This is a genomic window from Nocardia sp. NPDC003269 (genome assembly GCF_042888005.1).
Classification (GTDB): domain Bacteria; phylum Actinomycetota; class Actinomycetes; order Mycobacteriales; family Mycobacteriaceae; genus Nocardia.
In genome coordinates this window covers 1,186,413-1,212,694 of the sequence record NZ_JBIAPA010000002.1, presented here as the reverse complement: position 1 = coordinate 1,212,694, position 26,282 = coordinate 1,186,413, and the positions used below count along the sequence as shown (strand labels likewise).

The window sequence follows — 26,282 nt, the reverse complement described above, 5'->3', positions numbered from 1 at the left end:
CTTAGACTGAGCCGGTGAGGCTGTTCCCCCGGGGCGTCCGGCTGCGGACGCAGATCGTGTTGCTGCAGGTCGCGCTGGTCGCGCTGACCCTGGGGCTCGCGTTCGGGGTGTTCGCCTACCTCAGCGATCAGCGCCTCACCGCCGAGTACGGGCAGCGGGCGCTGGCGATCGCGCGGACCGTCGCCAGTGATCCGGTGGTGCGCGCGGAGGTCGCCCGGTACGCGGCCCTGCCGCTGACGCCGGGACCGTCACTGCGCGCCGAACTCGTGGCCGGGGACCTCGAGCGGACCGCCGAGGCGGCGCGACAGCGCACCGGCGCGCTGTTCGTGGTGATCACCGACGAGGCCGGGTTGCGCCTGGCGCATCCCGATCCGGCCCGGCTGGGCGAGATGGTGAGCACCGATCCGTCACAGGCGCTGGGCGGGGCCGAGGTGGTGATCAGCGAGCAGGGCACGCTCGGCGATTCGGTGCGCGCGAAAGTGCCGGTGCGCGCGCCGGATTCGGATCGGGTGGTCGGCGAGGTGAGTGTCGGCATCTCGACCGAGGCGGTGGGGGAACAGCTGAGCAGCGACCTGAGCAAGGCCGGGGTGCTGGTGCTCGGTGCGCTCTTCGCCGGCATCGCGGGGTCGATCCTGCTGGCCCGGCGCTGGCACGGGCTCACCCTGGGTCTGCAACCCGCGGAGCTGGCCGAACTGGTGCGCGAACAGGACGTGGTGCTGCACGGCATCGGGGTCGGCGTGGTCGCGGTCGACGACCGGTGGCGCACCACAGTGATCAACGACGAGGCGCGCGCCCTGCTCGGGATCGAGGGCGAGAGCGGCCGTCCGGTGGAGACGATCGGGCTCACCGCCCGCGTGCTCGCGGCGTTCCGGGCCGCCGACGGGCTCCCGGTCCAGGCCGCGGTCGGTGACCGGATCGTGGTGGTCACCGCGCGAATGGTCACCCGCGACGGGCGCTCGCTGGGCGCGGTGCTCGACGTGCGCGACCGCACCGATGTCGAATCGCTGACCCGCCAACTCGACGCGGTGCAGTCGATGAGCACCGTCCTGCGTGCCCAGCGCCACGAATTCGCCAACCGGCTGCACCTGCTCAGCGGGCTGCTGCACGGCGACCGGCCCGGCGAGGCCGCGCGCTACATCGACGAACTGCTCGGCTCCGGCCCCCTCGGCGCCGCCATGCCGGGCATCGACGCGGTCCGCGACCCGTATCTGCAAGCCTTCCTCGCCGCCAAGGCCGCGCACGCCAGGGAGAACGGCGTCCAGCTGCGGTTGGGGCCGAACACCTGGGTCGACGCGAATCTCGCTGCGCCGGTGGATGTCACGACCGTTCTCGGCAATCTGCTCGACAACGCAATCGACGCGGTACGCCCTGGTACCCCCAGCACCGCCCTGGTGAGCGCCCCGCGAGCTGCTCCCGACGACTCGGCCCAGAACTCGCCGAATACTGCTGGTGCCGAACCCGATTCGACAGCGGTGCCCGTCCGCGAGGTGACTCCACTGCCTCCGGTCGACGCGGCCCGCCGATCGGCCGAAACCCGGACAGGTTCACCGGCACTGCCCGCCGGGGAATTCCCCGACACGGATACCGCGCGAATCAGCACGGGATCCGTATCACCACCCGACACAACACCGACTGCCCCGGCAGCGACCCACACCGACACGGCACCCGCAGCACAGCCCGACCCGACAGCAGCACAGCCCGACACGGCACCCACGGCGGAGTCCGGCGAAGACCTGACCGGGTCGGGGACCGAACCGCGAGGTCGGCGTGCCGAGTCCGGTTCGCGCTTCGCCGCTTCCGCGGCGGTGGTGGAAGTCGAACTGGTGCAGGAGGGTTCGACGCTGCACATCACGGTGGCCGACAGTGGGGGCGGGGTGGCGCCGGATCTGGTGGACGATCTGTTCGCGGACGGGGTGTCGACCAAGCCGGGGGTGGGGGTGCCGGGCGGGCGCGGGGTGGGACTCACGCTGTCCAGGCAGGTGGCCAGGGCACTCGGCGGGGATGTGTGGCTGGCGTCGGCGGGGACGCCCGGCGGGGCGCTGACCGGGGCGGAGTTCATCGCGCGTCTGCCGGGCGTGCTGACCGAGGGAGAGCCGACGTGAGCCGGACCGAATTCAGCGTGCTCGTCGTGGACGACGACTTCCGGGTGGCGAACATGCACGCCGGAATCGTCGGGGCGCTGCCGGGATTCGCCGTCGGTGCGGTCGTCAACACGGTGGCCGCGGCACGACAGGCGCTGGCCGAGAACGCCGTCGACCTGGCCCTGGTGGACGTGTACCTGCCCGACGGGTCCGGGATCGACCTGGTCCGGGACCTGCGCTGCGACGCCATGATGCTCACCGCCGCCACCGAATCCGCCACGGTGCGGGCGGCGGCGTCGGCGGGCGCCCTCTCCTACCTGGTGAAGCCGTTCGATCACACCGTGCTCGCCGCGCGCCTGGCCGGATACGCGCGCTACCGGCGGATCCTGGCGGCCCCGGACGTCACCGCCCGCGACGTCGACGCCGCCTGGGACGCGCTGCGCCCGGCCCCACCCGCACCCGACCGCGCCACCACCGCGTCCTCCCCCACCCGGGAGCTGGTGTTACGGGCGGCCCAGGCCGCGGACGCGCCGATGTCGGCGGGCGAGATCGCGACCGCGATCGGCATCTCCCGCGCCACCGCCCAGCGCTACCTCGCCGCCCTCGTCACCACCGGCGACCTGCGCATGCGGCTGCGCTACGGCGCGACCGGCCGCCCCGAACAGGAGTACTCCCCCACCCGCCGCCCCTCGTAGGCGCGCGACAACCGCACCGCGCGACCACTGCACGGCAGCCCCGCGCCCACCACACCACAGCGCCCGCCCACCGCACCCGTCCACCACTGCACCGCAGCCGCGCGCCCACCACACCACAGCAGCCCACGCCCACCGCACCACGCGACCGCACCGCAGCCCACGCCCACCGGCCCACAGCCCGGACCTGGCCGACCGCGGCCCGAGCCCACCACACCGCGACCGCACCGTGATCCGCTGTCGGCGTGGCGCCGGCGACGCGGCACCGCGTCCGTTCGATGTGTACGCACGGTCACCGGTGGGTATTGAACGGGGTTACGCCCCACACGGTTTGGAGTACGGCCTTGACCGACCCGCGCTTTCCGCAGCCCTATCAGCCGCCCCGATTCCCGGTGGGCCCACCCGAACCCAACGCCGTCACCGCCATCTTCGCCGGCATCCTCGCCATCCTCGGCGGCCTGCGCGGCGTGTTCGGCGCGGTGGCCATCCCGTTCCTGACCACCGACGCCGACTTCGACCCGACCGGGTTCTGGAGCAAGATCCAAGTGCTGCTGGGGATTTCGGCGCTGTGCTCACTGGTCCTGCTCATCGGCGGGATCCTGATGCTGGCGCGCAAGCAGATCTCGCGCGTCCTGATCGGGCTGGGCGGTACCGGCACGCTGGTGCTGTCGGTCGTCACCTCGATCGCGCTGTACAACCATCTGGACGCGCGGACCGACGATTCCACCTCGCTCACCGTGTCCTTCGATTCCGATCTGAGCGTGCTCAACGCGATCGGGTTCCTGTTCAATATCGGCCTGCTGGTGCTGACCTTCCTGCCGAGCACGGGTCGCTGGCTGGCGCACCGACGGCCCGCGTACTGACCGAAATTCCCTCGACCCGGTGACCGCTCGGCGCTAGCGTGGCTCCTCGCCCGCCGTCACCGTCGAGAGGATCCACCGTGTCCGAAGCCGAGGCCATCGCCGCCAACCGGGCGAACTGGGACGACCGGGCCGATGTGCACGCGCGCTCGCGGATGTACGACGTCGACGCCTTCCTGGCCGACCCGGCCGCGATCTCGTCGGTGGTGCGCAACGACCTCGCCGTCCTGGCGCCCCATCTGCCCGGCACCGGGATCGTCGGGCGCTCGCTGCTGCACCTGCAATGCCACATCGGCACCGACACGGTGTCCTGGGCCCGGCTGGGCGCGGTGCAGGTGCACGGGCTCGACCTGTCGCCGAACTCGCTGCGGCACGCGGCGCGCATCGCCGCGGCCGACGGTCGCGACATCACCTGGGTCGAGGGCGACGCGCGCTACGCCTCCTCGGTGCTCGACCGGACCTTCGACACCATCGTGACCAGCGCGGGCACCATCGTCTGGCTGCCGGAGCTGACCGCGTGGGCCCGCTCCATCCACGACCTGCTCGTCCCCGGCGGCGTGTTCGTCCTTCGTGACGACCACCCGATCCTGGGCGCGATGGAGTTCGGGCCGTGGGAGATCAACGACGACTACCTCGCCGGCGGCGGTACCCGCACCTACTCCGACGCGGGCACCTACACCGAGGACTCAGAGGGCTCGATCACCCACACCACCAATCACGAATGGCGGCACGACCTGGGCGAGGTCGTGGGCGCGCTGCTCGGCGCGGGCCTGCGGATCGAGGCGCTGCACGAACTGCCCTACATGGATTGGCGCCCGTTCGACGAACTCGTCGCCGACGAGCGGGGCTGGACGCTCCCGCCGGGGACACCGCGCATCCCCCTGAACTTCGCCGTCGTCGCCCGGCGGCCGTGAACGCGCCGCGCGCCCGGTGACACTCACCGGGCGCGCGGGATGCGGGCGTCAGCGTGACTGCAGCCAGCCGCCGATGCGCTGGGCGATGGCCTCGGCGGTCAGCCCCAGTTCCTCGAGGATCTCCCCGCGCGAGGCGTGGTCCAGGAACTGCTGGGGCACACCGAGATCGCGGGTCGGCACGTCGAGACCGGCGTCGCGCAGACGCGCCGAGAGCGTGGACCCGATGCCACCGTGCAGGCCGCCGTCCTCGACGGTGACGACGAGACGGTAGTTCTCGGCCATCTTGACCAACGTGTCCGACACCGGGATGACCCAGCGCGGGTCGACGACGGTGACCGAGATGCCCTGCGGCTCCAGGAGTTCGGCGACCCGCATGGCCGTCTCGGCGAACGGGCCGACCGCGACGAGCAGGACGTCGCCGTGCTGGGCCTGCGCCGAGCCCGCGGCCGGGACCGCCAGCCGCAGCACGTCGACACCGTCGAGCCGTTCCACCGCGGTGATGTCCTCGGCGACACTGCCTTTCGGGAACCGCAGCACCGTCGGGCCGTCGGAGATCGCCAGCGCCTCGGCGAGTTCCTCGCGCAGGGTGGCGCCGTCGCGCGGGGCGGCGACCCGGATGCCGGGGATGATGCCGAGCAGCGAGAAGTCCCACATGCCGTTGTGGCTGGCGCCGTCGGGGCCGGTGATGCCCGCGCGGTCCAGCACCACCGTGACCGGCTGCTTGAGCAGCGCGACATCCATCAGCAGCTGATCGAACGCGCGGTTGAGGAAGGTGGAGTAGATCGCGACGACCGGGTGCATGCCGCCCAGCGCCAGCCCCGCCGCCGAGGCCATCGCGTGCTGCTCGGCGATGCCCACGTCGAACATGCGGTGCGGGAAGCGCTCGCCGAAGGGCGCCAGGCCGGTGGGGCCGGGCATGGCCGCGGTGATGGCGACGATGTCCTCGCGCCGCGACGCGTGGTCGATGAGTTCCTCGGAGAACACCGCGGTCCAGCCCTTGGCCTTCTTGCCCGCGAGCGGGCGGCCGGTGAGCGGGTCGATCGGATCGCAGGCGTGCATCTGGTCGGCGACATGGTTCTCGGCGTGCTCGTAGCCGTTGCCCTTGCGGGTGACCACGTGCACGACGACCGGTCCGCCGAAGTCCTTGGCGCGCCGCATGGCCGCCTCGAGCGCGACCAGGTCGTGGCCGTCGACCGGGCCGACGTACTTCATGCCCAGATCGGAGAACAGCTCCTGCGGGCTCACCGCGTCCTTGATCCCCGCCTTGAGCGCGTGGACCATCGAGTACGCCGAATCCCCCACCGCGGGGATGCTCTTGAGCAGACGCTTCCCGGCGTCGAGGGCGTGCTCGTAGGCGGGCTGGGTGCGCAGCGCGGTCAGCCGGTCGGCGAGGCCGCCGATGGTCGGCGCGTAGGAGCGGCCGTTGTCGTTGACCACGACCACCACCGGGCGGTCGGGCGCGCCCGCGATGTTGTTGAGCGCCTCCCAGCACATGCCGCCGGTGAGCGCGCCGTCCCCGACGACGGCGACGACGGTGCGGTTCTGCTCGCTCAGCGCGAAGGCCTTGGCCAGCCCGTCGGCGTAGGACAGCGCCGCCGAGGCGTGCGAGGACTCCACCCAGTCGTGTTCGCTCTCGGCGCGGCTCGGGTAGCCCGACAGGCCGTCGCGCATGCGCAGCGAGTCGAACCGGTCCTTGCGGCCGGTGAGGATCTTGTGCACGTAGGCCTGATGGCCGGTGTCGAAGATCAGCGGATCGGCCGGGGAGTCGAAGATCCGGTGTAGCGCGATGGTCAGTTCGACCACGCCTAGGTTGGGGCCGAGGTGGCCTCCGGTGGCGGCGACCTTCTGCACCAGGAACTCGCGGATCTCGTCCGCCAGATCCCGCAGTTGCGGCACGCTCAGCCGGCGCAGATCTTCGGGTGAATCCACCCGCGACAGCACTCCCACCTGAACTCGCTCCCTCCGGACTACTGTGTGATCCGCCCAGTGTATTTGGCCGCGCGAGCGGCCCCGGCTCGCGGCCCCTTCCGGGCGCCTCACGCCGAGGATCACAGTCGGGGCGCCGGTCGGCGCGGCACGCCGCTGAACAGGGCGCGCCGCCGCCTGACGCCGTCACCACGGGCCGCGATCGCCTGTGAGGACTATCTCCCCCGCGCGCCCCCACGGGACCGGCCACGCGGCGTCCTAGAGTGGCGCTGTGGCCGAACCGGACGGTGTTGCGCGCACGATCGACCCCGGCGTGGTGGCGGCCATGCTCGACGAGGTGTACGCGGTCTGCCGGGACGACACCTCCGGCGCGCCCGCCGACTACATTCCCGAACTGGCCGCGGTCGCGCCCGACTCGTTCGGGCTGTGCCTGGCCACCGCGGACGGGCTGATCTACCAGGTCGGCGACACCGACATCGGGTTCACCATCCAGTCGATCTCCAAGCCGTTCACCTACGCGCTCGCGCTGGCCGATCGCGGCCTGGACGGGGTGGCCGCGCACATCGACGTCGAGCCGTCGGGCGAGCCGTTCAACGAGATCGCCCTCGAGCCCGACACCCAGCGCCCGAGCAATCCAATGATCAACTCCGGCGCGATCACCGCGGCCTCGCTGATCAGCGGCCGGGACGCCGCCGACAAGTTCGAGCGGGTCCGGCGCTGCTACTCCCGCGTCGCCGGGCGGGAGCTGACGATGGATCAGGCCGTCTACGAGTCCGAGGCGCGCACCGGCTACCGCAACCGCGCGATCGGCTACATGCTGCGCTCGGTCGGCATCATCGACGTCGACCCCGACGACGCGGTCGACCGCTACTTCCGGCAGTGCTCGATCGAGATCACCTGCGCCGATCTGGCCCTGATGGCCGCGACGCTGGCCGACAACGGGGTGAATCCGAAGACCAGGGAGCGGGCACTGTCGACCGCGCTCACCGAGCGGGTGCTCAGCGTGATGACGACCTGCGGCATGTACAACGCGGCCGGTGACTGGGTGACCACGGTCGGCCTGCCCGCCAAGAGCGGCGTCGGCGGCGGGATCATCGCCGTGCTGCCCGGCCAGCTCGGGATCTCGGTGTACTCCCCGCGCCTGGACGCCCAGGGCAACAGCGTGCGCGGGGTCGCGGCCTGCCGGGAGCTGTCCCGGCGGCTCGAACTGCACTTCTGTCACGTGACCCGCGCCGCGCGCACCGCCATCCGGGCCGACTACTCGGTCGCCCAGGTGCCCTCGCGGCTGCGCCGCTCCCCCGCCGACGCCGCGGTGCTGGCCGACCACGGCGACCGCGCCCGGGTCTACGAACTGCACGGCGACCTGCTCTTCGCGGGCGCCGAGCGCACGGTGCGCTCCATCGAGAGCAAGGTCGGCGACCTCGACGCCCTGGTCGTCGACCTGCGCCGGGTCGGCGAGGTGAGCGCGGTGGCGCGCGAGATGCTGGCGGCGCTGCAGACCGCACTGGTCCGCCGGGGCTGCCGGGTCGCGCTCGTCGATCCCGAGGCCCGGCTCGGGCACGAGGCGTCGAGCCTGGACCCCGAGGATCCGCGGGGGCGGGTGTTCATCGACCGCGACACCGCGACCGAGTGGTGCGAGGACATCATCCTGACCAGGCACCGCCCGCCGGGCGCGGATCCCCGCCGCTCGATCCCGCTCGACGAACATCCGCTGCTGGTCGGCCTCGACCCCGACAATCGCACCCGGCTGGGCAAGGACTTCGAACCTCGGACCATCGCGCGCGGCGAGGTGATCGCCGATCGGGGCGACCCGCGCTGCGGGCTCTTCCTGATCCTGGAGGGCCGGGTGCGGATGACCTTCCCCGGCACCGACGGGCGCGTGCACCGGCTGGTGACGCTGTCGGCGGGGATGTCGTTCGGCGAGATCCCGATGCTGCTCGGGCAGCCGTTCGTCAACGAGATCATCGCCGAGACGCCGGTGCGGGTGGCGGTGATGCGGCCGGAGATCTTCGATCAGCTCACCCACGACCACCCGCAGCTGAAACTGGCCCTGCTGCAACGCCTCGCCGCGGGCGCGTACGCGCAGATGGAAGCCGCGGTGCGGACCCTGTCCGGCAACGCGGGCAACTACTGACGGGGAACTCGGGCCCGCGGCGAGACGTTGGGCAGCACAGCATCCTTCGACGGACGGGAGTAGCGCGGTGGGCAAGAAGACCTGGCAGGCGAGCACCACGATGGTCGGGCGCGGCACGGTCCGCGCGGTCCCGGATCTGCTCCGGGTCACGCTGTCGGTGGAGTCGCGCGCCGACACCGTCGCCGCCGCCTACGGCCGCGCCGGTGATCGGGTGAGCGCCGTCGTCGCCGCCCTGCGCGCGGCCGGGGTGAGCGACGCCGACATGGCCACCAGCGGGCTGAGCGTGCGCACGGAGACGGTCTACACCGATCAGGGACGCAGCGAGATCTCCGGCTACCTGGCCACCACCGGGCTCAGCATCGCCCTGCGCGAGGGCACCGGCACCGAGCCCGCCGAGACGGTGGCGGCCGCGGTGACCGCGGGCGGCGACGATGTCCGCCTGGGTGGCCTGACCCGGGGGATCGCCGATCCCGAGCCGCTGCTCGCCCAGGCCCGCGACGCCGCCTTCGACGACGCGAAGACCAAGGCCGAGCAGTACGCCGCCCGCGCGGGTGTCGCCCTGGGCGCGGTCGTGCAGATCACCGAGGACACGGCCGTGCCGCTCCCCCGCGCCTACGACATCAGCGCCGAGATGGACAGCGCGCCGATGCTCATGGCCCGCGCGAGCTCCCCGGTGCCGGTGGTTCCCGGGGAGACCGAGATCGGCGCGTCTGTCCGGGTCACCTGGGCTCTGGACTGATCCGGGTTCGGTGGCCGCGGGACCGGCGGCGTCCGCTGAGCGTCCAGCGGGGCCACTGCCCGCGGTGGCCCGCCGACTCCTCAGCGGTCGAGCAACGCCACGCATTCGACGTGGTGGGTGGCCGGGAAGGCATCGAAGGCACGCAGATCGGCGAGGTGGTACCCGGCGTCGAGGTACAGGCCGAGGTCGCGCGCGAACGACGCCGGGTCGCAGCCGATGTGGACGATCCGACGGGGATCGGCGTCGGTGACCGCGGCCACGATCTCCTTGCCCGCGCCCGCGCGCGGCGGATCGAGGACAACGACATCGGGCCCGTCCCCGTCGCCCCGGGTGCGCACCCAGCGTTCGACGCGGTCGGCGCTCAGGTCCAGCCACGGCAGATCGCGCAAGGCGGCGACACCGTCGGCGACGGCGGAGCGCGCCGATTCGACGGCAGCGACCGCACCGGTCTGCCCGGTCTGCTCGGCCAGGCGCGCCGCGAACACCCCGACACCGCTGTAGAGATCCCAGCCGGAGCCACCGGGCGCCAGCCCCGACCACTCCGCGACCAGGTCCGAATAGCATTGCGCGGCACCGCGATGCGCCTGCCAGAAGCCCGTGGCCGAGAGTTCCCAGCGCCGGCCCGCCACGTATTCCACGGCCCGGCCGGTGCCCGCCATCACCCACTCCTCGCGGGGCGCGTTGGTGGCCGATTTGCGGGCGGCGGCCCGGTCCCGGACCGCGCCGCGCTCGTCACCGCCGGGGCCGCCGGACTCCCGGCGACGAGTCGGTCGCTGACCACGGCCGCGGCCCGCACCGCGTGGCGTCGCCGGGCGGCCGCCGGGCTGCGCGGTGTCGGGCACCGCGGCCAGTTCCACGATGTGGCGCACACCGTCGCCGTCGACGGCGACGACCAGGTCCGAGCCCGGTGTCCAGAGCCGGTCGGCGATGCCGTCGAGCGCGCCGGGCACCGGCTGCGGGCACCGCAGGTCCGCGATCACGTCGGTGCTGCGGAACCGGTGCACCCCGGCCCGGCCCGCCCCGTCGACGACCAGCCGCACGCGCGTGCGCCAGCCACCGGTGTCCGTGCCGGCATCCCCGGCGATCGGCTCGACCGTCACCTCCCGGTCCACCCCGGCCAGCCTGCGCAGCTGCTCGGCCACCACGGTGGCCTTGAGCGCGCGCTGCGCGGCGGGCGTGGCGAAGGAGAAATCGCAGCAGCCCGCGCCGCCCGGCCCGGACACCGGGCAGGTGGCGGGCACCCGATCCGGCGACGCCTCGATGATCTCGACCGCGTCGGCCCGGCAGAACGATCCGCCGCGATCCTCGGTGACCCGCGCGCGCACCAGTTCGCCAGGCAGGCCGTGGCGCACGAACACCACGCGGCCCTCGTGCCTGCCGACACAGAATCCGCCGTGCCCCGGCGGGCCGAGCCGGATCTCGAATTCCTGTCCGCGCCACTCACTCATCGGCGACGACCCGGCTCTTCGAACCCGCGCCGCACCGACCCCGGCGCGTTCCCCTCGGCCGCCTGCTTGGCGCGGGCCGAGGAACTGAGCTGCCACGGCACACTGGTGACCATCACGCCCGGCTCGAACAGCAGCCTGCCCTTGAGCCGCAGCGCGGACTGGTTGTGCAGCACCTGCTCCCACCAGTGCCCGACGACGTACTCGGGGATGAACACGGTGACGACATCGCGCGGCGCGTCCTTGCGGACCCGCTTGACGTAGTCCAGCACGGGCTTGGTGATCTCGCGGTACGGCGATTCGATCACCTTCAGCGGGACGTTGATCTCGCTGTTCTCCCATTCGCGCACCAGCCGGCGGGTGTCGGCGTCGTCGACGTTGACCGTGATCGCCTCGAGCGTGTCCGGGCGGGTCGCGCGGGCGTAGGCCAGCGCGCGCCGGGTCGGCAGGTGCAGTTTGGAGACCAGCACGATGGAGTGGGTGCGGCTGGGCAGCACGCCGTCCCAATCGGATTCGTCGAGTTCGCGCGAGACCGAGTCGTAGTGCTTGCGGATGAGCTTCATCACGATGAAGATCGCGACCATCGTGATGATCGCGATGTAGGCGCCCGCGAAGAACTTGGTGATCAGCACGATCACCAGCACGGTGCCGGTCGCGGTGAGGCCGACCGCGTTGATCACCCTGGACCGCTTCATCTTCGACCGCTGCGCCGGATCGGTCTCGGTGCGCAGCAGCCGGGTCCAGTGCCGCAGCATGCCGGTCTGGCTCAGCACGAACGAGACGAACACACCGACGATGTAGAGCTGGATGAGCTTGGTCACCTCGGCGCCGAACAGCACGACGAACGCGATCGCGGCGCCGGACAGGAACAGGATGCCGTTGGAGAAGGCCAGCCGGTCGCCGCGGGTGTGCAGCTGACGCGGCAGGTAGCGGTCCTGGGCGAGGATCGAGCCGAGCACCGGGAAACCGTTGAACGCGGTGTTGGCGGCCAGCACCAGGATCAGCGCGGTGACGATGGTGATGAAGAAGAAGCCGATCGGGAAGCCGTGGAAGACGCTCTCGGCGATCTGCGCGATCAGGGTCTTCTGGTGGTAGTCGGCGGGCGCCCCGACCAGGTTCGCGGTGTCGTGGGCGTAGACGATGCCGATCTTCTGCGCCAGGATGATGATGCCCATCAGCAGCACGATCGCGATGGTGCCCAACATGAGCAGCGTGGTCGCGGCATTGCGCGACTTGGGCTTGCGGAAGGCGGGCACGCCGTTGCTGATCGCCTCGACACCGGTCAGCGCGGCACAGCCGGAGGAGAAGGCGCGGGCGATGAGGAAGGCGAAAGCCAGCCCGTAGAGGTGCTCGTCCTCGGCGTTGAGCCCGAACCCGGCCGATTCGGCCTGGATGTCGTCGCCCAGCACGAAGATCCGGAACATGCCCCAGCCCAGCATGACGAACATGCCCGCGATGAAGGCGTAGGTCGGGATCGCGAACGCGGTGCCGGATTCGCGGATACCGCGCAGATTGATCGCGGTGAGGACGGCGATCGCCACCACCGCGAACAGCACCTTGTGCGTCGCGACGAACGGGATCGCCGAGCCGATGTTGGAGGCCGCCGAGGAGATCGACACCGCCACCGTGAGCACGTAGTCGACCAGCAGCGCGCTGCCGACGGTCAGTCCGGCGTTGGGGCCCAGGTTCTTCGTCGCGACCTCGTAGTCGCCACCGCCGGAGGGGTAGGCGTGCACGTTCTGCCGGTAGCTGGCGACCACCACGGCCATCACGAACGCGACGGCGACACCGACCCAGGGGGCGTACATGTAGGCCGAGATGCCCGCGGCCGAGAGCACCAGGAAGATTTCCTCCGGCGCGTAGGCCACCGACGACATGGCGTCGGAGGCGAACACCGGCAGCGCGATACGTTTGGGCAACAGCGTGTGGCCGAGCGAATCGCTACGGAACGGCCTGCCGAGCAGCAATCGCTTGGCTGCCGTCGTCAACTTGGACACCGGGCTGAGCATAGAGGAGATCGCGGCCGCCTTCGCGCGCACGTCGGCGGCGCACGAGCGCGGTGTCGTGATTGTTTGTGCCGCGTCGCCCGGGGGAAAATGGGCGATGGAAGCATCCGGCGGGTACGGTCCAAGCCGGATGCCACGGGTTGGCCAGGAACGAGGGTGCACGGTGTACGTAGTGATCATGGGGTGCGGACGGGTCGGCTCGTCGCTGGCGCGCGCTCTGGTCCGGGTGGGTCACGAGGTCACGGTGATCGACCGCGATCCCAGCGCGTTCCGCCGGCTGGGCGAGGGCTTCACCGGGCAGGAAGTGATCGGTGTCGGTTTCGACCGGGATGTGCTGACCCGCGCGGGGATCGAACGCGCCGACGCCTTCGCCGCGGTGTCCTCGGGTGACAATTCCAACATCATCTCGGCCCGGGTGGCCAGGGAGATGTTCGGCGTCGAACGGGTCGTCGCCCGGATCTACGACGCCAAGCGCGCCGAGGTCTACGAGCGGCTCGGCATCCCGACGATCGCGACGGTCCCGTGGACCACCGACCGGTTCCTGCGCACCCTCATCGGCGACAACTCGACCACCACCTGGCGCGATCCCACGGGCGCGGTGGCGGTCACCCAGCTCACCCTGCACGAGGACTGGTCCGGCCGCACGGTGCGCGATCTGGAGCGCGAGCTCGGGGTGCGCGTGGCGTTCATCCTGCGCTTCGGCCAGGGTCTGCTGCCCGACTCCAAGACCATCGTCCAGGCCGACGACGTGGTCTACGTCGCGGCGACCTCCGGCAGTGTCGGTGAGGCGGTCGCCATGGCCGCCAAGGCTCCCACGAACGAGGACTGAAGAACATGAAGGTGGCCATCGCCGGAGCGGGCGCCGTCGGGCGCTCGATCGCCAGGGAACTGCTACGCGGCGGGCATCGGGTGATGCTGCTGGAACGTCAGCTCGACCACATCGACCCGCCCGCCATCCCGGACGCCGTGTGGGTGCACGCCGACGCCTGTGAGCTGTCGCTGCTGGAGAACGCGGGACTCGAGACCTACGAGGTCGTCATCGCCGCCACCGGCGACGACAAGGCGAACCTGGTGCACAGTCTGCTCGCCAAGACCGAGTTCGGTGTCCGCCGGGTGGTCGCGCGGGTCAACGATCCGCGCAACGAATGGCTGTTCAACGAGTCGTGGGGCGTCGACGTGGCGGTGTCGACGCCGCGGCTGCTCGCCTCGCTCGTCGAGGAAGCCGTCTCGGTCGGCGATCTGGTGCGGCTGATGACGCTGCGGCAGGGCCAGGCCAACCTGGTCGAGATCACCCTGCCCGCCGACACCCAGCTCGCGGGCAAGCCGGTCCGCAGCCTGGTCATGCCGCGCGACACCGCCCTGGTGACCATCCTGCGCGGCGGCCGGGTCATCGTGCCCCAGCCCGACGACCCGTTCGAGGGGGACGACGAACTGCTGTTCGTCACCTCGGTGGAGGCCGAAGAGGACCTGCGCCTCACCCTGGCCACCCACGGCATCAAACCGTAACTCCCCGATACGGTTCCCGACGCGCGGGCGGCGCGGACGATTCAGGCGACCTTCAGCTCCGCGCGCAGCTTGTTGAGCGCGCGGTGCTGCATCACCCGCACGACGCCGGGGCTGGTGCCGATGGCCTCGGCGGTCTGGGCCGCGCTCCAGCCGAGCACGATCCGCATCACCAGCACCTCGCGGTGGTTGGGCGCGAGCACCTGCATGAGGTCGCGGGTGGCCGCGCGGCGCTCCAGCGCCAGCGCCCACTCCTCGGGGCCCGCGGCGCCGCACGCGGCGTCGGGCAGTTCGGCCATCGGGTAGGCGGTGTGCTTGGCGCGGCGGAACGCGTCGGAGACCTTGTTGGCGGCGATCCCGTAGACGAAGGCCAGGAACGACTTGCCCTGATCGCGGTAGCGCGGGATGGCGGTCACGGTGGCCATCAGCACTTCCTGGGTGACATCGTCGGCGGTGACGGTGAGATGCCCGGTGGCGCCCATCCGGGCCGAGCAGTAGCGCCGGACCAGCGGGTGCACCAGGCGCACGATCTCGGCGACGGCATCGCGATCACCGGCCGCGGCGGGGCCGATCAGCGCGTCGAGTTCGGCTCCGATGCGCTTGCTCTCCGACAGCACGGAGGCGTTCGACTTCTTCGAGACGTCGGGGCGGTGCTCGGTAGCCATCATGGTCGCCGGTCCTTTCACGATCACTGCGTTTTTCGGTACGCATTGATCGTGCGACGAACTCGACGGTGCTACCAGGCACCCCAGGGTGGGTACTTCCCCACCTCCGAAAGTGGGGCCGGTCACGCCTCAGGCGCGGGCGGAATCCGTTCCGGCGCCGGATTTCTCGATCGGCAGGTGGCCGGCCCGGCGCACCGCCCACACGGTGACCACCAGGGCCACCGCGGTCAGCGGCCAGCCCATGCCGATCCTGGCCACGGCCAGCCAGGTGGTGTGGTCGGTGTCGTAGAGCTGGGACTGGACCAGGTAGCGGGCGCCGAAGACGACCACCCACACGACGGTGGCCAGGTCGTAGAGCCTGCGGATGCGCCGATCGGCCCGCCAGCCGGTGCCGTGCCCGTTGAGCGCACCCCAGATCACCCCGACCAGTGGCCAGCGGAACAGGATCGACAGCGCGAACACCCCGCCGTACACGAGGCTGGTGTAGATGCCGAACAGGAAGAATCCCTTGGCCTCGCCCATCCGGTAGGCGATGAACGCGCACACGCCGACGCCGAGGAAGCCCGAGATCGCGGGCTGCACCGGGCTGCGCTTGTAGAGCCGCCAACCCAGCACGCCCGCGGCGACGCCGAGGGCGGCCCAGATGGCCGCGGTGAGCCCGGCGAAGGTGTTCACCGGGACGAACACCAGCACGGGCAGGGTGGAGTAGATCAGGCCGCTGATGCCGCCGAGCTGCTCGAGCAGCGTCTGCTCGGCCTGCTCGACCTCGGCGTCCACCGCGGGGTCGACCGGCTCATCGGTCGCCACCGGCAGCGCCACGGTGGGCTCGGGGTCCGCCTCGATGCGGTAGTCGTCGCTGGAGGGCATACGTCAGCTGTTCCCGCGCAATTCGTAGTAGGGGTTGAAGATCACCTTGCGGCCGTCGCGGTCGCCGACGCGGCCACGGACCAGGATCCGCCTGCCCGGCTCGATACCGGGGATGCGCCTGCGGCCGATCCAGACCAGGGTGATCGCGTCGGTGCCGTCGAAGAACTCGGCCTGCACCGTGGCGCCCGCGGCCTTGGGACACGCCTCGACGCTACGGAGCCTGCCCAGGATGGTGGCTTCCTCACCGCGACAACAGTCCACCGCGCGCCGGGCGCCGGAGGCATCGGCGGTCTCCGCCAGTTCCTCGGCGTCGAGCTGGTCGATGTCCGCGGTCAAACGGCGACCGAGTCGACGAAAATATCCCGAGTCCGGACCCGATCCCGACTTGCGTCCGCCCGTGGATGACGACATGGCACGCTTCTCCCGCTAGTTGGCCGTACACCGCCACTGTAGATGGGCAAACGATCGGCCGCTACGCTCGGTCCGTGTTGCGCTCCCCATCCCAGGTCACCGTGGTCGCCCTGCCCGGAACCGGTTCCGACGCCGATTTCGCCGCCCGTGCGTTCGGACCGGCAGCGGCCGCGCACGGACTGGCGTTCCAGGCCGTCGAACCGGACCCCCAGGCCGTGATCGCGAGCTGTACCGCGGCTTTGGACGCCGCCGCAGCGCGCGGCCCCGTCCTGGCCGCAGGGATCTCCCTCGGCGCCGCGATCGCGCTCGACTGGGCAGCCGGGCACCCGACCGCGGTGGTCGGTGTCATCACGGCATTACCCGCCTGGACGGGTGCCGAAACCGCCGCCTGCCCGGCCGCGCTCAGCGCGTCGGTTACCGCCGAGCAACTGCGCGCCGACGGGCTGGACGCGGTGATCGAGCGGATGCGCGCCTCCAGCCCGGCCTGGCTGGCCGACGCGCTCACCCAGTCCTGGCGCGGCCAGTGGCCGCACCTGCCGCGCGCGCTCGACGAGGCCGCCGCCTACGCCTGGCCGGCACTCGAGCGGCTGGCGGACACCCGCGTGCCGGTCGCCGTGGTCGGCGCGAGCGACGACCCGATCCACCCGATCGCCGTGGCCGAACAGTGGGCCGCGACGCTGCCACAGGCGCGGCTGCGTCGAGTGACCCTGGACGAGCTGGGTGCCGATCCAGCGGTACTCGGACACGCGGGCTTCGCCGAATTGGACGCGATGTCGGCCGATTCGGCGCCCACTCTGCCCGCTGCGGGACAAGCAGCGGGCAGCCCTGCGGGACAACTGATTTCGCGAGCACACGGGTAACTCGCCCAGCACGCCACCCAACCCGGCCCGGTCGGCAGCCGACTACCTCCCCACGACCGGCAGAAGTCACGGAGAGGCGGGCCGGCCGCTAGTTCAGGCCGAGCTGCTGCATGGCCGACCCGTCGGCACCGCGGCGCGGCTCGTCGGGCATCTTGGGCGGCAGCGCCGAGGCCGGCGCGGCCTGCGCGGCGGCGGCCTGGGCGGCCAGCGCCTGCTGCTGGGCGAGCACCTGCTGCTGATGAGCGGCGGCCAGCTGTTCGGCCAGTTCCTGCGGCAGCACCACCGGGAGCGGATCGCGCACCGGCAGCGGCTCGTCACCGCGCCGCACCACGGCATCGGCCAGGACGGCCCGGGCGGCGGTGATCAGCGGGCTGCGCTCGTCGACCGCGCCGGACGGACCGGCGGCGACCAGGCGAATCATCCAGCGCGGTCCGTCGACACCGATGAACCGCAGGTCGGCGCCCTCGGTGATGGCCTTGACCTCGCGGCCCCACGGCCCCTTCTCCACGGCGACGCTCGCGCCGTCACCGCGCAGCGACTCGGCCAGATCGGCGGCGACCGTGCGCCACTGCCCGGCCGACTTCGGCGCCGCGTAGGCGGCGACGGTGAGCCTGCCGTGCTCGGTGGCCAGGTGCACCGCCTGCGGGGTGCCGTCGGGGCTCATCTCGACCTGCAGCTGCCCGCCCGCCGGGACGGGAATGACCACCGACCCCAGATCGAGGCGGCGCGCGACCATCTCGTCGGACACCTCGCTGATGTCGTACGGGCCCGCGGCGGCATCCGGCTCGTGGTCGAAGTTGCCGTAGATGCGCTCGTCGGTCGGGGCGTCGTCGAAGTCCAGGTGCGCGAAGTCGGGGCGCTGGAACTCGTCGGTGTCGTACTCGTCCTCGAACTCGTCGAAGCCGTCGGCATCGGTGTAGTCGTCGGCGTCCGCGTACTCCGCGTCGTCGTAGGCCGCGTCCTCGCGAGGCGCGCGCTTCTTCTTCCCGAACAGACCCATTACGCCTCCTCACCGGCCAGGCTGGCATGCCCGCCGCTCGACCCGTATCCGCCGGTGCCGCGCGCGGTCTCGTCGAGATCGTCGACCTCGGCGAAGTCGACCAGCTCGACCCGCTGCACCAGCAACTGCGCGATGCGATCGCCGCGCCGCAGCTCGATCGCCGTGCGCGGATCGTGGTTGATCAGGCACACCTTGATCTCACCGCGATAGCCCGCGTCCACCGTGCCGGGGGTGTTGACCACGGACAATCCCGCCTTCGCGGCCAGCCCGGACCGGGGATGGATCAACCCGACCGTGCCGACCGGCAGCGCGATCGCGATCCCGGTGCCGACCAGCACCCGCTCGCCCGGTTCGATGATCACGTCCTCGGTGGTACAGAGATCGACGCCCGCGTCACCCGGATGGGCACGCGTCGGCACGGGGATGCCGGGATCGAGCCGCCGCAGCGGAATCGGTGCAAGTGCGTTCACATCGGTCGAGCCTACGCGGTCGGCGCCGGACCTTCTCGTTGCCGCCCTGGTGCGGTGACCTAGTGTTGAGGGGTGCCCGACCAGCCCCATTCGCCGACCACCGACACCGTCGACACCGAGCGCTCAGCGTCCTCGGGACACGGTGCCTCGCCCTACCGCGAACGCCTCTGGGTGCCGCTGTGGTGGTGGCCGATCGGGTTCGCCATCGCGGGCCTGCTGGCCGCCGAGATCCACATGGGCGCGCCGGGTCTGCGGGCCTGGCTGCCCTACGTGCTGCTGGCGCCGATCCCGGTCTGGATCCTGCTGTGGATGTCGCGGCATCGCCTCGAGGTCACCGTCGCGTCCGACGGTACGGCGGAACTGCGCGTCGACCGTGCCCACCTGCCGGTGAGCTTCGTCGCGCGCGCCGCGGCCGTCGCACCGACGGCCAAGAGTGCGGCGCTGGGCCGACAGCTCGACCCCGCCGCGTATGTGCAGCACCGGGCCTGGATCGGTCCGATGGCGCTGCTCGTTCTGGACGACCCGGACGACCCGACGCCGTACTGGTTGATCAGTACGCGCAGGCCGGACCGGGTCTTGGCCGCGCTCGGGCTCCCGAGCGCGGGCTGACCCGTCTCGCGTCGCGTCAGGCGGCGCAGTCCATGCAGATCAGCTGGCCGCCCTTCTCGCTGGCCAGTCGGCTGCGGTGGTGCACGAGGAAGCAGCTCGAACAGGTGAACTCGTCGGCCTGCTTCGGGACCACCCGAACGCTGAGTACCTCGTCGGACAGGTCCGCGCCGGGAAGCTCGAACGATTCCGCCGTATCGGACTCGTCGATGTCCACGACGGCGGACTGCGCCTCGTTGCGGCGGGCCTTCAGCTCCTCGAGCGAATCCTCCGACACTTCGTCGGATTCGGTGCGCCGCGGTGCGTCATAGTCGGTTGCCATGTCGTCTTCCCCTCAGTCCTTACTCCGTATATCCCGGATCGGTTCGATGGCCGTACCCCACTGGGGTCCGGCGTCCGTACCGCCCCGCCGGTGGTGCACCTCACACGTACACCGGCCGCCTATCAGCGTCGATCGAGGATCGATGACTCCGACAGCGTTCGGTTAACGCAGGACATGCCCTTGTTGTTCCCGCGACCGACCACCGTTTCACCGGTGATTATTCGATCTGGGCGGCCAGACAATAGCGGACCTACGGACAAATGTCGCAATCAAAACCCGGCCGAGTCGAAACCGACGACGAATCTTCACCTGGCGGGAAACTCGCCGAGACCTCCCGCACTCGCGCATCGCCACCGGACTCGTAGAGTGAGCGCGTGGTTTCACTGATCACCGAAGGCAGCGCGACCGATCGCGACGGCAAACCCTTCCCGCGACGGCGGCCCGAGCTCTGGCTCGCGCTCGTCCTCGTGCTGGCTCTGGTGAGCCTGTTCGTCTGGATCACGGCGTTTCGGACCCATGACGACAGCAACGAGCCGATGGCCTGCAACGCCCCGAGCACGCCGACGGCCACCAACGCGGCCCAGCCCGCCGCGCTGGGCACCCGGATGAACCCGTCCCGGCTCGACGACGTCGACCCCGCGGCCCTCTCGGAGTCGAAGGTGCGGGTCTTCAACGCCAACGGCAAGAGCGGCCAGGCCGGCCACATCGCGGCCGCGCTGGGCGACCTCGGGTTCGCGGGCGCGCCGGGGACACAGGTCGGTAACGATCCGGTCTACGTCAGCGGCGACCTCAACTGCACCGGTCAGATCCGGTACGGCGTCAACGGGCGGCCCGCCGCCGCGTCCGTGCAGCTGGTCGCGCCGTGCGCCGAGCTGATCGAGGATCCGCGCACCGACGACACCGTCGACCTGGTGCTCGGCCTGGCCTTCGGCGAATCGCTGCGCCCCGGCGCCGACGCCGAGGAGGTGCTGCGGTCGCTGAAGAACCTCGCGCCCGGCGCCAGCTCGTCCTCCATCGATCCCGAACTCCTGGACGCCGCCCGCACCGTCAAGTGCTGAGCCGAGCCACGCGCCGCGGGTCAGCATGCCCGCGGCGCGTGCGCGTCAGTCGGGCAGGGCGGTCGTCGCGCCGACCCGGGTGAGCAGGGCGGTCAGCTCGGTCGCCACGCCCGGCGCGGACACGATCGTCAGCTCCCCCGCGGCGCCACCGACGGTGACATCGGGGACGTGCACCACGGCACCGGCCTCGGCGGCGATCAGCGCGCCCGCGGCCCAGTCCCAGGCGTTGAGCCCGTGCTCGTAGTAGGCGTCGAGTTCGCCGGCCGCGACATGGCACAGGTCCATGGCGGCGGCACCGAGCCTGCGGATGTCGCGGATCTCCGGGAGCACCTCGGTGAGGAAGCGCGCCTGCGCCGCGCGCCGCTGCCTGCCGTAGGCGAAGCCGGTGCCGACGAGCGCCACCGTGAGCGAATCCTCCTGCGCGCAAGCCAGTTTCACGCGGGTACCGTCGGCGCGCACGGCGTAGGAGCCGGCCCCGCGCGCGGCGCTGTAGGTGGTCGCCGCGGCCACGTCGACGACCGCGCCCGCGACCGGTTCACCGTCGCGCACCGCGGCCACCGAGACCGCGTAGCCGGGCAGGCCGTAGAGGAAGTTCACGGTGCCGTCGATCGGGTCGACGACCCAGGTGATCGCCCCCGGCGCCGTGGCGCCGACATCGCCGCCGCCCTCCTCGCCCAGGATCGCGTCGGCGGGCCTGCGCTCGGCCAGCAGCGCGCGGATCAGCTGCTCGGATTCGGTGTCGACGACGGTGACCGGATCGGTGATGTGACCCTTGGTCGCCACCGCGCCCTCGACGGGGCCGTCGGCGGCGAACACTTCGGGTCTGCGGGCACGCACGTGCGCGGCCGCCGCCTCGGCGAGTTCGACGGCCAGCAGCCGCAACTCCTCGTGGTCGGCGGCGGTCGGGGCGAGGACGGTCTCGGACACGATGGGTTCGGGCACGACTCCATCGGATCACATGTGGCGACGCCTCGCGCGCAGGGTGACTACCGCTACTCTTTGTCAGGCACATCGGCGCGTCAGCAAGGGGTTGAACCATGTCCGCTCGGGGGCACGCATTCGGCATCGATATCGGCGGTAGCGGGGTGAAGGGCGCCGTGGTCGACCTGGCGACCGGCACGCTGACCCACGAGCGCCTCAAGATCGCCACGCCACAGCCGGCCACGCCGGACGCCGTCGCGGCCGCGGTGGCCGAACTGGTCGCGCTGGCGGACTGGGACGGCCCGGTCGGCATCACCCTGCCCTGCGTGGTGCTCGACGGCCACGCCAGGACCGCCGCCAACATCGACCACGCGTGGATCGGCACCGACGCGCGCGAGCTGTTCTCGAAGGCGCTGGGCGGGCGCGCGGTGACCGTGCTCAACGACGCCGACGCCGCCGGGCTGGCCGAGGACAGCTACGGCGCCGCCGGCGAGCTCGACGGGCTGACGCTGCTGCTCACCTTCGGCACCGGGATCGGCTCGGCGCTGCTCTACGACGGCACCCTGGTGCCCAACTCCGAGCTGGGCCACCTGGTGGTCGCCGGCGACGAGGCCGAGCACCTGGCCGCGGCGTCGGTCAAGGACCGCGAGGAGCTCAGCTACCCGCAGTGGGCCGAGCGGGTGAGCACCGTGCTGCGGCACCTCGAGGACCTGTTCTGGCCGAAGGTCATCGTGGCCGGTGGCGGCATCAGCCGCGACCACGAGCAGTGGATACCGTTGCTCACCAACCGAACTCCGGTGATCCCGGCCGTGTTGAAGAACACCGCGGGTATCGTCGGCGCGGCCATGGCCATCGACAAGGGCATCGCGCCGTAGCCCGGCGCGGAGGTCGGCGCAACGCCTGGGTGGCATCGTGCCATGAGTACCCTGGTTGGATCGTTACAATGGAACACGTCCGGCGGTGAGCCGGTGAAACCTTCCGGCCGCGGCCGGTCGCGCGGAGGCCGGTGCACAGACCGGCTCCACCCGACCGACGCACCGCCGGTGCAACCCGACCGACCGCTCCGCCGGAAAACCACTCTGGCGTGACGCCGCACGAGACCGTCACGAAAGGGCGTACGTGGTAGCCACGAATACCCGTCAGACCGCCGACTCGGCCGACGCCGACGCCGACGCCACCACCCCGGCCAAGAAGGCTCCGGCCAAGAAGGCCGCCGCCAAGAAGGCTCCGGCGAAGAAGGCCGTCGCCAAGAAGGCCCCGGCCAAGAAGGCCGCCGCCAAGAAGGCGCCCGCCAAGAAGGCCGCCGCCAAGAAGGCGACGGCGGCCGAGGGTGGCGAGGAACAGCTCGACGACGAGTCGATCGAGCTCGACGATCTCGGCGACCTGGAGGTCTCCGAGGACGAGCTCACCGACGGTGACGCCCTGGTCGAAGAGGTGGCCGAGGACACCACCGAGGAAGCCGAGACCGAGGAGCCGTCCGAGAAGGACAAGGCCTCCGGCGATTTCGTGTGGGACGAGGAGGAGTCCGAGGCGCTGCGTCAGGCGCGCAAGGATGCCGAGCTCACCGCGTCCGCCGACTCGGTGCGCGCCTACCTCAAGCAGATCGGCAAGGTCGCGCTGCTGAACGCGGAGGAGGAGGTCGAGCTCGCCAAGCGGATCGAGGCCGGCCTGTTCGCCGCGGAGAAGATGCGCGAGTTCGCCGAGGCGGGCGAGAAGCTGTCGGTGACCACCCGCCGCGATTTCAACTGGATCGTGCGCGACGGCAACCGGGCCAAGAACCACCTGCTCGAGGCCAACCTCCGCCTGGTGGTCTCGCTGGCCAAGCGCTACACCGGTCGCGGCATGGCGTTCCTGGACCTGATCCAGGAGGGCAACCTCGGTCTGATCCGCGCGGTCGAAAAGTTCGACTACACCAAGGGTTACAAGTTCTCGACCTACGCGACGTGGTGGATCCGCCAGGCCATCACCCGCGCCATGGCCGACCAGGCCCGCACCATCCGTATCCCGGTGCACATGGTCGAGGTCATCAACAAGCTCGGCCGCATCCAGCGCGAGCTGCTCCAGGACCTGGGCCGTGAGCCCACCCCGGAGGAGCTGGCCAAGGAAATGGACATCACGCCGGAGAAGGTGCTGGAGATCCAGCAGTACGCGCGTGAGCCGATCTCGCTGGACCAGACCATCGGCGACGAGGGCGACAGCCAGCTCGGCGACTTCATCGAGGACTCCGAGGCCGTCGTCGCGGTCGACGCGGTGAGCTTCACCCTGCTGCAGGATCAGCTGCAGTCGGTGCTGGAGACGCTGTCCGAGCGTGAGGCGGGCGTGGTGCGGTTGCGCTTCGGCCTCACCGACGGCCAGCCGCGCACCCTCGACGAGATCGGCCAGGTCTACGGCGTGACGCGCGAGCGCATCCGTCAGATCGAGTCGAAGACGATGAGCAAGCTGCGCCACCCGAGCCGGTCGCAGGTGCTGCGCGACTACCTCGACTAGCGCGTTTCGACACGGAGGCCCGTGTCCATCTTCGGATGGGCACGGGCTTTTTTGTTTCCGAATGCACATTCCGATCGGTCGGTATTCCCAATAAACCGGACTCGGTAACCTTTTCGTGACCAAACCCACAGTGTCGGATTGCGCTGTGAACGACACGGATTCGCGATCTTCGCCGTATCGTCACATCCAGTTTTTCGTTCTACCGCCGCCGGTTCGCGGTACTTGGCATTGAGGGTTTTCGCGGCGTGCTCGACATTTATCACTTCAGCTACGGGTGGATCACTCCCGTTCTCGCGTATTTCATGTCCGTCACCGGATGTCTGCTCGGCCTGCAGTGCGCGGCCCGCGGCCGCAACGCGGTGGAGGGGCGGGTCAGCTGGCTGGTCGGCGCCGCGATCGCGATCGGCGGAACCGGCATCTGGGTCATGCATTTCATCGCGATGCTCGGCTTCTCGATCCGCGGCGCGGAGATCCGCTTCGACATTCCGCTGACGCTGTTCAGCGCGCTCACCGCGATGGTGGTCGTCGGGATCGGGCTGTTCATGGTCAACAAGCCCCAGCCCACGCTGCGCTCGCTGCTGGCGGGCGGGACGATCACCGGGCTCGGCGTCGGCACCATGCACTACACCGGCATGTACGCGATGAAGTCGACGGCGACGGTCAGCTACGACGCGAAGATCGTCGCGCTGTCGATGGTGATCGCGGTGGTCGCCTCGATCGTGGCGCTCTGGTTCACCTTGCGCGTCAAGGGTTTTCTGGCGACGGTCGGCGCGGCCATCATCATGGGCGTCGCGGTCTGCGGCATGCACTACACCGGCATGGCCGCCATGCACGCCCACTCCGATCACCACGCGGCACCGCCCGCGGGCTCGGGCGCGATGGACCTGCTGGCCCCGCTGATCGGGGTGAGCAGCATCGTCACCATGCTGGTGTTGATCAGCGTGAGCCTCACCGAGATCGAGAACGAGGAGGCGCTGCCGCGGATGTGGCTGACCTCCCGGCGCGGGCCCCGGTCGCGCCCGCAGCGGGACGTCGCGCCGGTGGCACCGATGCCGCCACATCCCTACGTGGAACACCACACCGAGGAACTGGTCTACGACGGCGTCGGCGCCTGGCCGCGCCGGGTGGTGGACTGATCAGCTCGGCGCCAGACCCGCACGGCGCCGGGTGAATTCGACGACCGGCTCGACGACCCTGGCCGCGATCGGCCCGAGGATCGCCATCAGCAGCACGTAGGCGGAGGCGAGCGCGGCCAGCCGGGGATCGACCTTGCCGTAGGTGACCGCCAGCCCGGCGATGACGATGGAGAACTCGCCGCGCGCCACCAGCGCGGCGCCCGCCCTGGCCCGGCCCATCCGGCGGATCCCCTGCCTGCTCGCCGCCCACCAGCCGACCGCCATCTTGGTGCCCGCGGTGACCACCGCCAGCGCCACCGCCCAGCCGAACACCGGCGGGATCGCGGCCGGATCGATGGACAGCCCGAAGGCGACGAAGAAGATCGCGGCGAACAGATCGCGCAGCGGCTCGAGCAGCTTCGCCGCCTCGTGCGCGGTGGACCCGGAGATCGCGATGCCGAGCAGGAACGCGCCGACCGCGGCCGAGACGTTCAGCGCCGAGGCCGCGCCCGCCACCAGCAGCGCGGCACCGAGCAGTTGCAGCAGGAACACCTCGCGGTCGGCGCTGTCGAGCACGGCCGAGACCACCCGGCCGAACCGCAGCGCCACCACCAGCACCACCGAGATGGTGGCCAGCGCGACGGCCAGCGACACCAGCCCGCTCAGCAGGCTCAGCCCGGCCAGCATCATGGTCAGGATCGGCAGGTACACCGCCATCGCCAGGTCCTCGAGCACCAGGATCGACAGCACCACCGGGGTCTCGCGGTTACCGAGCCGGCCGAGGTCGTCGAGCACCTTGGCGACGATCCCCGACGACGAGATGTAGGTGACGCCACCGAGCACGACGGCCCCCGTCGCGCCCCAGCCGAGGATCAGCGCGACCGCGGCACCGGGCAGCGCGTTGGCCACCAGATCCACCACGCCCGCCGCCCAGGAGCGCCGCAGCCCGGTCATCAGTTCGGGCGCGGTGTACTCGAGCCCGAGCAGCAACAGCAGCAGCACGACGCCGATCTCGCTCGCCAGATGCCCGAACTCGGTGGCCGCCTCCAGCTGCAGATAGCCACCGCGCCCGAAGGCCAGACCACCCAGCAGATACAGCGGGATCGGCGACATGCCGAACCGGGCCGCCACCCGCCCGCAGATCCCCAGCGCGAACAAGATCACACCGAGCTCGAGCAGAGCCAGGGCCTGCGAGGTCAC

The 26,282-nt window shown here is 71.1% G+C and carries 25 protein-coding genes; 14 read left to right on the top strand and 11 right to left on the bottom strand.

Annotated features, from left to right (window positions below; genetic code table 11):
* Window positions 1-14: 14 nt before the first annotated feature.
* The 4 genes from ACFYWJ_RS15965 (at window position 15) to ACFYWJ_RS15950 (ending at window position 4,547) form a co-directional block, all read left to right on the top strand.
* Window positions 15-2,102: an ATP-binding protein gene (locus ACFYWJ_RS15965; RefSeq protein WP_355277494.1), complete on the top strand. Its 2,088-nt coding sequence runs from the start codon at window positions 15-17 to the stop codon at window positions 2,100-2,102.
* Entirely contained in the window at window positions 2,099-2,776 is a 678-nt protein-coding gene (locus ACFYWJ_RS15960; RefSeq protein ID WP_355277496.1) for a response regulator, read from the top strand. Before ACFYWJ_RS15965 ends, ACFYWJ_RS15960 begins: the two co-directional genes overlap by 4 nt.
* A gap of 341 nt (window positions 2,777-3,117) precedes the next feature.
* The gene (locus tag ACFYWJ_RS15955; protein WP_355277499.1) at window positions 3,118-3,636 is read left to right on the top strand and encodes a hypothetical protein; all 519 of its coding nucleotides are present in this window, start codon (window positions 3,118-3,120) and stop codon (window positions 3,634-3,636) included.
* Window positions 3,637-3,713: 77 nt separating this feature from the next.
* The gene (locus ACFYWJ_RS15950; RefSeq protein ID WP_355277502.1) at window positions 3,714-4,547 is read left to right on the top strand and encodes a class I SAM-dependent methyltransferase; all 834 of its coding nucleotides are present in this window, start codon (window positions 3,714-3,716) and stop codon (window positions 4,545-4,547) included.
* A 48-nt stretch (window positions 4,548-4,595) separates the two neighbouring features.
* Here the strand turns inward: ACFYWJ_RS15950 and dxs are convergent, their stop codons facing one another.
* Window positions 4,596-6,494: a 1-deoxy-D-xylulose-5-phosphate synthase gene (gene dxs / locus ACFYWJ_RS15945; RefSeq protein WP_355277505.1), complete on the bottom strand. Its 1,899-nt coding sequence runs from the start codon at window positions 6,492-6,494 to the stop codon at window positions 4,596-4,598.
* A gap of 304 nt (window positions 6,495-6,798) precedes the next feature.
* On the opposite strand from dxs, the gene glsA reads away from it, so the two are divergent.
* Window positions 6,799-8,607 (top strand): glutaminase A, encoded by a 1,809-nt coding sequence (gene glsA, locus ACFYWJ_RS15940; RefSeq protein ID WP_355277833.1) that lies wholly within the window; start codon window positions 6,799-6,801, stop codon window positions 8,605-8,607.
* A 67-nt stretch (window positions 8,608-8,674) separates the two neighbouring features.
* On the top strand, window positions 8,675-9,346 hold the full coding sequence (locus ACFYWJ_RS15935) for an SIMPL domain-containing protein (protein ID WP_355277508.1): 672 nt from the start codon (window positions 8,675-8,677) through the stop codon (window positions 9,344-9,346).
* An 80-nt stretch (window positions 9,347-9,426) separates the two neighbouring features.
* Here ACFYWJ_RS15935 and ACFYWJ_RS15930 read toward each other — a convergent pair whose 3' ends face one another.
* Both ACFYWJ_RS15930 and ACFYWJ_RS15925 read right to left on the bottom strand, forming a co-directional pair.
* Window positions 9,427-10,794 carry a TRAM domain-containing protein gene (locus ACFYWJ_RS15930; RefSeq protein ID WP_355277511.1) on the bottom strand — a complete coding sequence of 456 codons (1,368 nt, stop codon included), beginning with the start codon at window positions 10,792-10,794 and terminating at the stop codon, window positions 9,427-9,429.
* Window positions 10,791-12,788, bottom strand: a complete 1,998-nt coding sequence (locus ACFYWJ_RS15925) for an APC family permease (protein WP_355277513.1) — start codon at window positions 12,786-12,788, stop codon at window positions 10,791-10,793. Before ACFYWJ_RS15925 ends, ACFYWJ_RS15930 begins: the two co-directional genes overlap by 4 nt.
* A 172-nt stretch (window positions 12,789-12,960) precedes the next feature.
* Between ACFYWJ_RS15925 and ACFYWJ_RS15920 the strand changes: the two genes are divergently transcribed.
* Together ACFYWJ_RS15920 and ACFYWJ_RS15915 are read left to right on the top strand one after the other, a co-directional pair.
* Window positions 12,961-13,626, top strand: a complete 666-nt coding sequence (locus tag ACFYWJ_RS15920; protein ID WP_355277516.1) for a TrkA family potassium uptake protein — start codon at window positions 12,961-12,963, stop codon at window positions 13,624-13,626.
* Window positions 13,627-13,631: 5 nt separating this feature from the next.
* Window positions 13,632-14,303, top strand: a complete 672-nt coding sequence (locus ACFYWJ_RS15915; RefSeq protein WP_218716949.1) for a TrkA family potassium uptake protein — start codon at window positions 13,632-13,634, stop codon at window positions 14,301-14,303.
* Window positions 14,304-14,344: 41 nt separating this feature from the next.
* Here the strand turns inward: ACFYWJ_RS15915 and ACFYWJ_RS15910 are convergent, their stop codons facing one another.
* The 3 genes from ACFYWJ_RS15910 to ACFYWJ_RS15900 all read right to left on the bottom strand — a co-directional run bounded on the left by ACFYWJ_RS15910 (window position 14,345) and on the right by ACFYWJ_RS15900 (window position 16,243).
* Window positions 14,345-14,965 carry a sigma-70 family RNA polymerase sigma factor gene (locus ACFYWJ_RS15910; RefSeq protein WP_355277519.1) on the bottom strand — a complete coding sequence of 207 codons (621 nt, stop codon included), beginning with the start codon at window positions 14,963-14,965 and terminating at the stop codon, window positions 14,345-14,347.
* 129 nt (window positions 14,966-15,094) lie between these two features.
* Window positions 15,095-15,832 (bottom strand): DUF3159 domain-containing protein, encoded by a 738-nt coding sequence (locus tag ACFYWJ_RS15905; protein WP_355277521.1) that lies wholly within the window; start codon window positions 15,830-15,832, stop codon window positions 15,095-15,097.
* Between the two features lie 3 nt (window positions 15,833-15,835).
* Window positions 15,836-16,243: an OB-fold nucleic acid binding domain-containing protein gene (locus tag ACFYWJ_RS15900; protein WP_355277522.1), complete on the bottom strand. Its 408-nt coding sequence runs from the start codon at window positions 16,241-16,243 to the stop codon at window positions 15,836-15,838.
* Between the two features lie 74 nt (window positions 16,244-16,317).
* Here ACFYWJ_RS15900 and ACFYWJ_RS15895 point away from each other — a divergent pair, with 74 nt between their 5' ends.
* Entirely contained in the window at window positions 16,318-17,103 is a 786-nt protein-coding gene (locus tag ACFYWJ_RS15895) for a serine aminopeptidase domain-containing protein (RefSeq protein ID WP_355277525.1), read from the top strand.
* An 88-nt stretch (window positions 17,104-17,191) separates the two neighbouring features.
* Here the strand turns inward: ACFYWJ_RS15895 and ACFYWJ_RS15890 are convergent, their stop codons facing one another.
* A complete protein-coding gene (locus ACFYWJ_RS15890; RefSeq protein ID WP_378831321.1) occupies window positions 17,192-18,097 on the bottom strand; it encodes a DUF3710 domain-containing protein in 906 nt (301 codons plus the stop codon).
* Between the two features lie 5 nt (window positions 18,098-18,102).
* Entirely contained in the window at window positions 18,103-18,573 is a 471-nt protein-coding gene (gene dut / locus ACFYWJ_RS15885; RefSeq protein WP_218716944.1) for a dUTP diphosphatase, read from the bottom strand.
* A gap of 72 nt (window positions 18,574-18,645) precedes the next feature.
* Between dut and ACFYWJ_RS15880 the strand changes: the two genes are divergently transcribed.
* Entirely contained in the window at window positions 18,646-19,182 is a 537-nt protein-coding gene (locus ACFYWJ_RS15880; RefSeq protein ID WP_355277530.1) for a DUF3093 domain-containing protein, read from the top strand.
* A gap of 16 nt (window positions 19,183-19,198) precedes the next feature.
* Here the strand turns inward: ACFYWJ_RS15880 and ACFYWJ_RS15875 are convergent, their stop codons facing one another.
* On the bottom strand, window positions 19,199-19,501 hold the full coding sequence (locus ACFYWJ_RS15875; RefSeq protein WP_218716942.1) for a DUF4193 domain-containing protein: 303 nt from the start codon (window positions 19,499-19,501) through the stop codon (window positions 19,199-19,201).
* 374 nt (window positions 19,502-19,875) lie between these two features.
* Here ACFYWJ_RS15875 and cei point away from each other — a divergent pair, with 374 nt between their 5' ends.
* Window positions 19,876-20,559: an envelope integrity protein Cei gene (cei, locus tag ACFYWJ_RS15870; protein ID WP_355277532.1), complete on the top strand. Its 684-nt coding sequence runs from the start codon at window positions 19,876-19,878 to the stop codon at window positions 20,557-20,559.
* A gap of 45 nt (window positions 20,560-20,604) precedes the next feature.
* On the opposite strand, the gene ACFYWJ_RS15865 is transcribed toward cei, so the two are convergent.
* Complete coding sequence (locus ACFYWJ_RS15865) at window positions 20,605-21,501, bottom strand: inositol monophosphatase family protein (RefSeq protein ID WP_355277535.1); 897 nt, start codon at window positions 21,499-21,501, stop codon at window positions 20,605-20,607.
* Between the two features lie 95 nt (window positions 21,502-21,596).
* Between ACFYWJ_RS15865 and ppgK the strand changes: the two genes are divergently transcribed.
* The 3 genes from ppgK to ACFYWJ_RS15850 all read left to right on the top strand — a co-directional run bounded on the left by ppgK (window position 21,597) and on the right by ACFYWJ_RS15850 (window position 25,103).
* A complete protein-coding gene (gene ppgK, locus ACFYWJ_RS15860; protein ID WP_355277537.1) occupies window positions 21,597-22,355 on the top strand; it encodes a polyphosphate--glucose phosphotransferase in 759 nt (252 codons plus the stop codon).
* 244 nt (window positions 22,356-22,599) lie between these two features.
* Window positions 22,600-23,967 (top strand): RNA polymerase sigma factor, encoded by a 1,368-nt coding sequence (locus ACFYWJ_RS15855; RefSeq protein ID WP_387162676.1) that lies wholly within the window; start codon window positions 22,600-22,602, stop codon window positions 23,965-23,967.
* Window positions 23,968-24,212: 245 nt separating this feature from the next.
* On the top strand, window positions 24,213-25,103 hold the full coding sequence (locus ACFYWJ_RS15850; RefSeq protein ID WP_355277538.1) for an MHYT domain-containing protein: 891 nt from the start codon (window positions 24,213-24,215) through the stop codon (window positions 25,101-25,103).
* On the opposite strand, the gene ACFYWJ_RS15845 is transcribed toward ACFYWJ_RS15850, so the two are convergent.
* Entirely contained in the window at window positions 25,104-26,282 is a 1,179-nt protein-coding gene (locus ACFYWJ_RS15845) for a cation:proton antiporter (RefSeq protein ID WP_355277541.1), read from the bottom strand.

Coding starts and splice junctions, on each gene's coding strand:
- glsA (WP_355277833.1), top strand. CDS start 6,799: ATGCTCGACGAGGTGTACGCGGTCTGCCGGGACGACACCTCCGGCGCG.
- ACFYWJ_RS15930 (WP_355277511.1), bottom strand. CDS start 10,794: ATGAGTGAGTGGCGCGGACAGGAATTCGAGATCCGGCTCGGCCCGCCG.
- ACFYWJ_RS15915 (WP_218716949.1), top strand. CDS start 13,632: ATGAAGGTGGCCATCGCCGGAGCGGGCGCCGTCGGGCGCTCGATCGCC.
- ACFYWJ_RS15910 (WP_355277519.1), bottom strand. CDS start 14,965: ATGGCTACCGAGCACCGCCCCGACGTCTCGAAGAAGTCGAACGCCTCC.
- ACFYWJ_RS15905 (WP_355277521.1), bottom strand. CDS start 15,832: ATGCCCTCCAGCGACGACTACCGCATCGAGGCGGACCCCGAGCCCACC.
- ACFYWJ_RS15900 (WP_355277522.1), bottom strand. CDS start 16,243: ATGTCGTCATCCACGGGCGGACGCAAGTCGGGATCGGGTCCGGACTCG.
- ACFYWJ_RS15875 (WP_218716942.1), bottom strand. CDS start 19,501: ATGGCAACCGACTATGACGCACCGCGGCGCACCGAATCCGACGAAGTG.
- ppgK (WP_355277537.1), top strand. CDS start 21,597: ATGTCCGCTCGGGGGCACGCATTCGGCATCGATATCGGCGGTAGCGGG.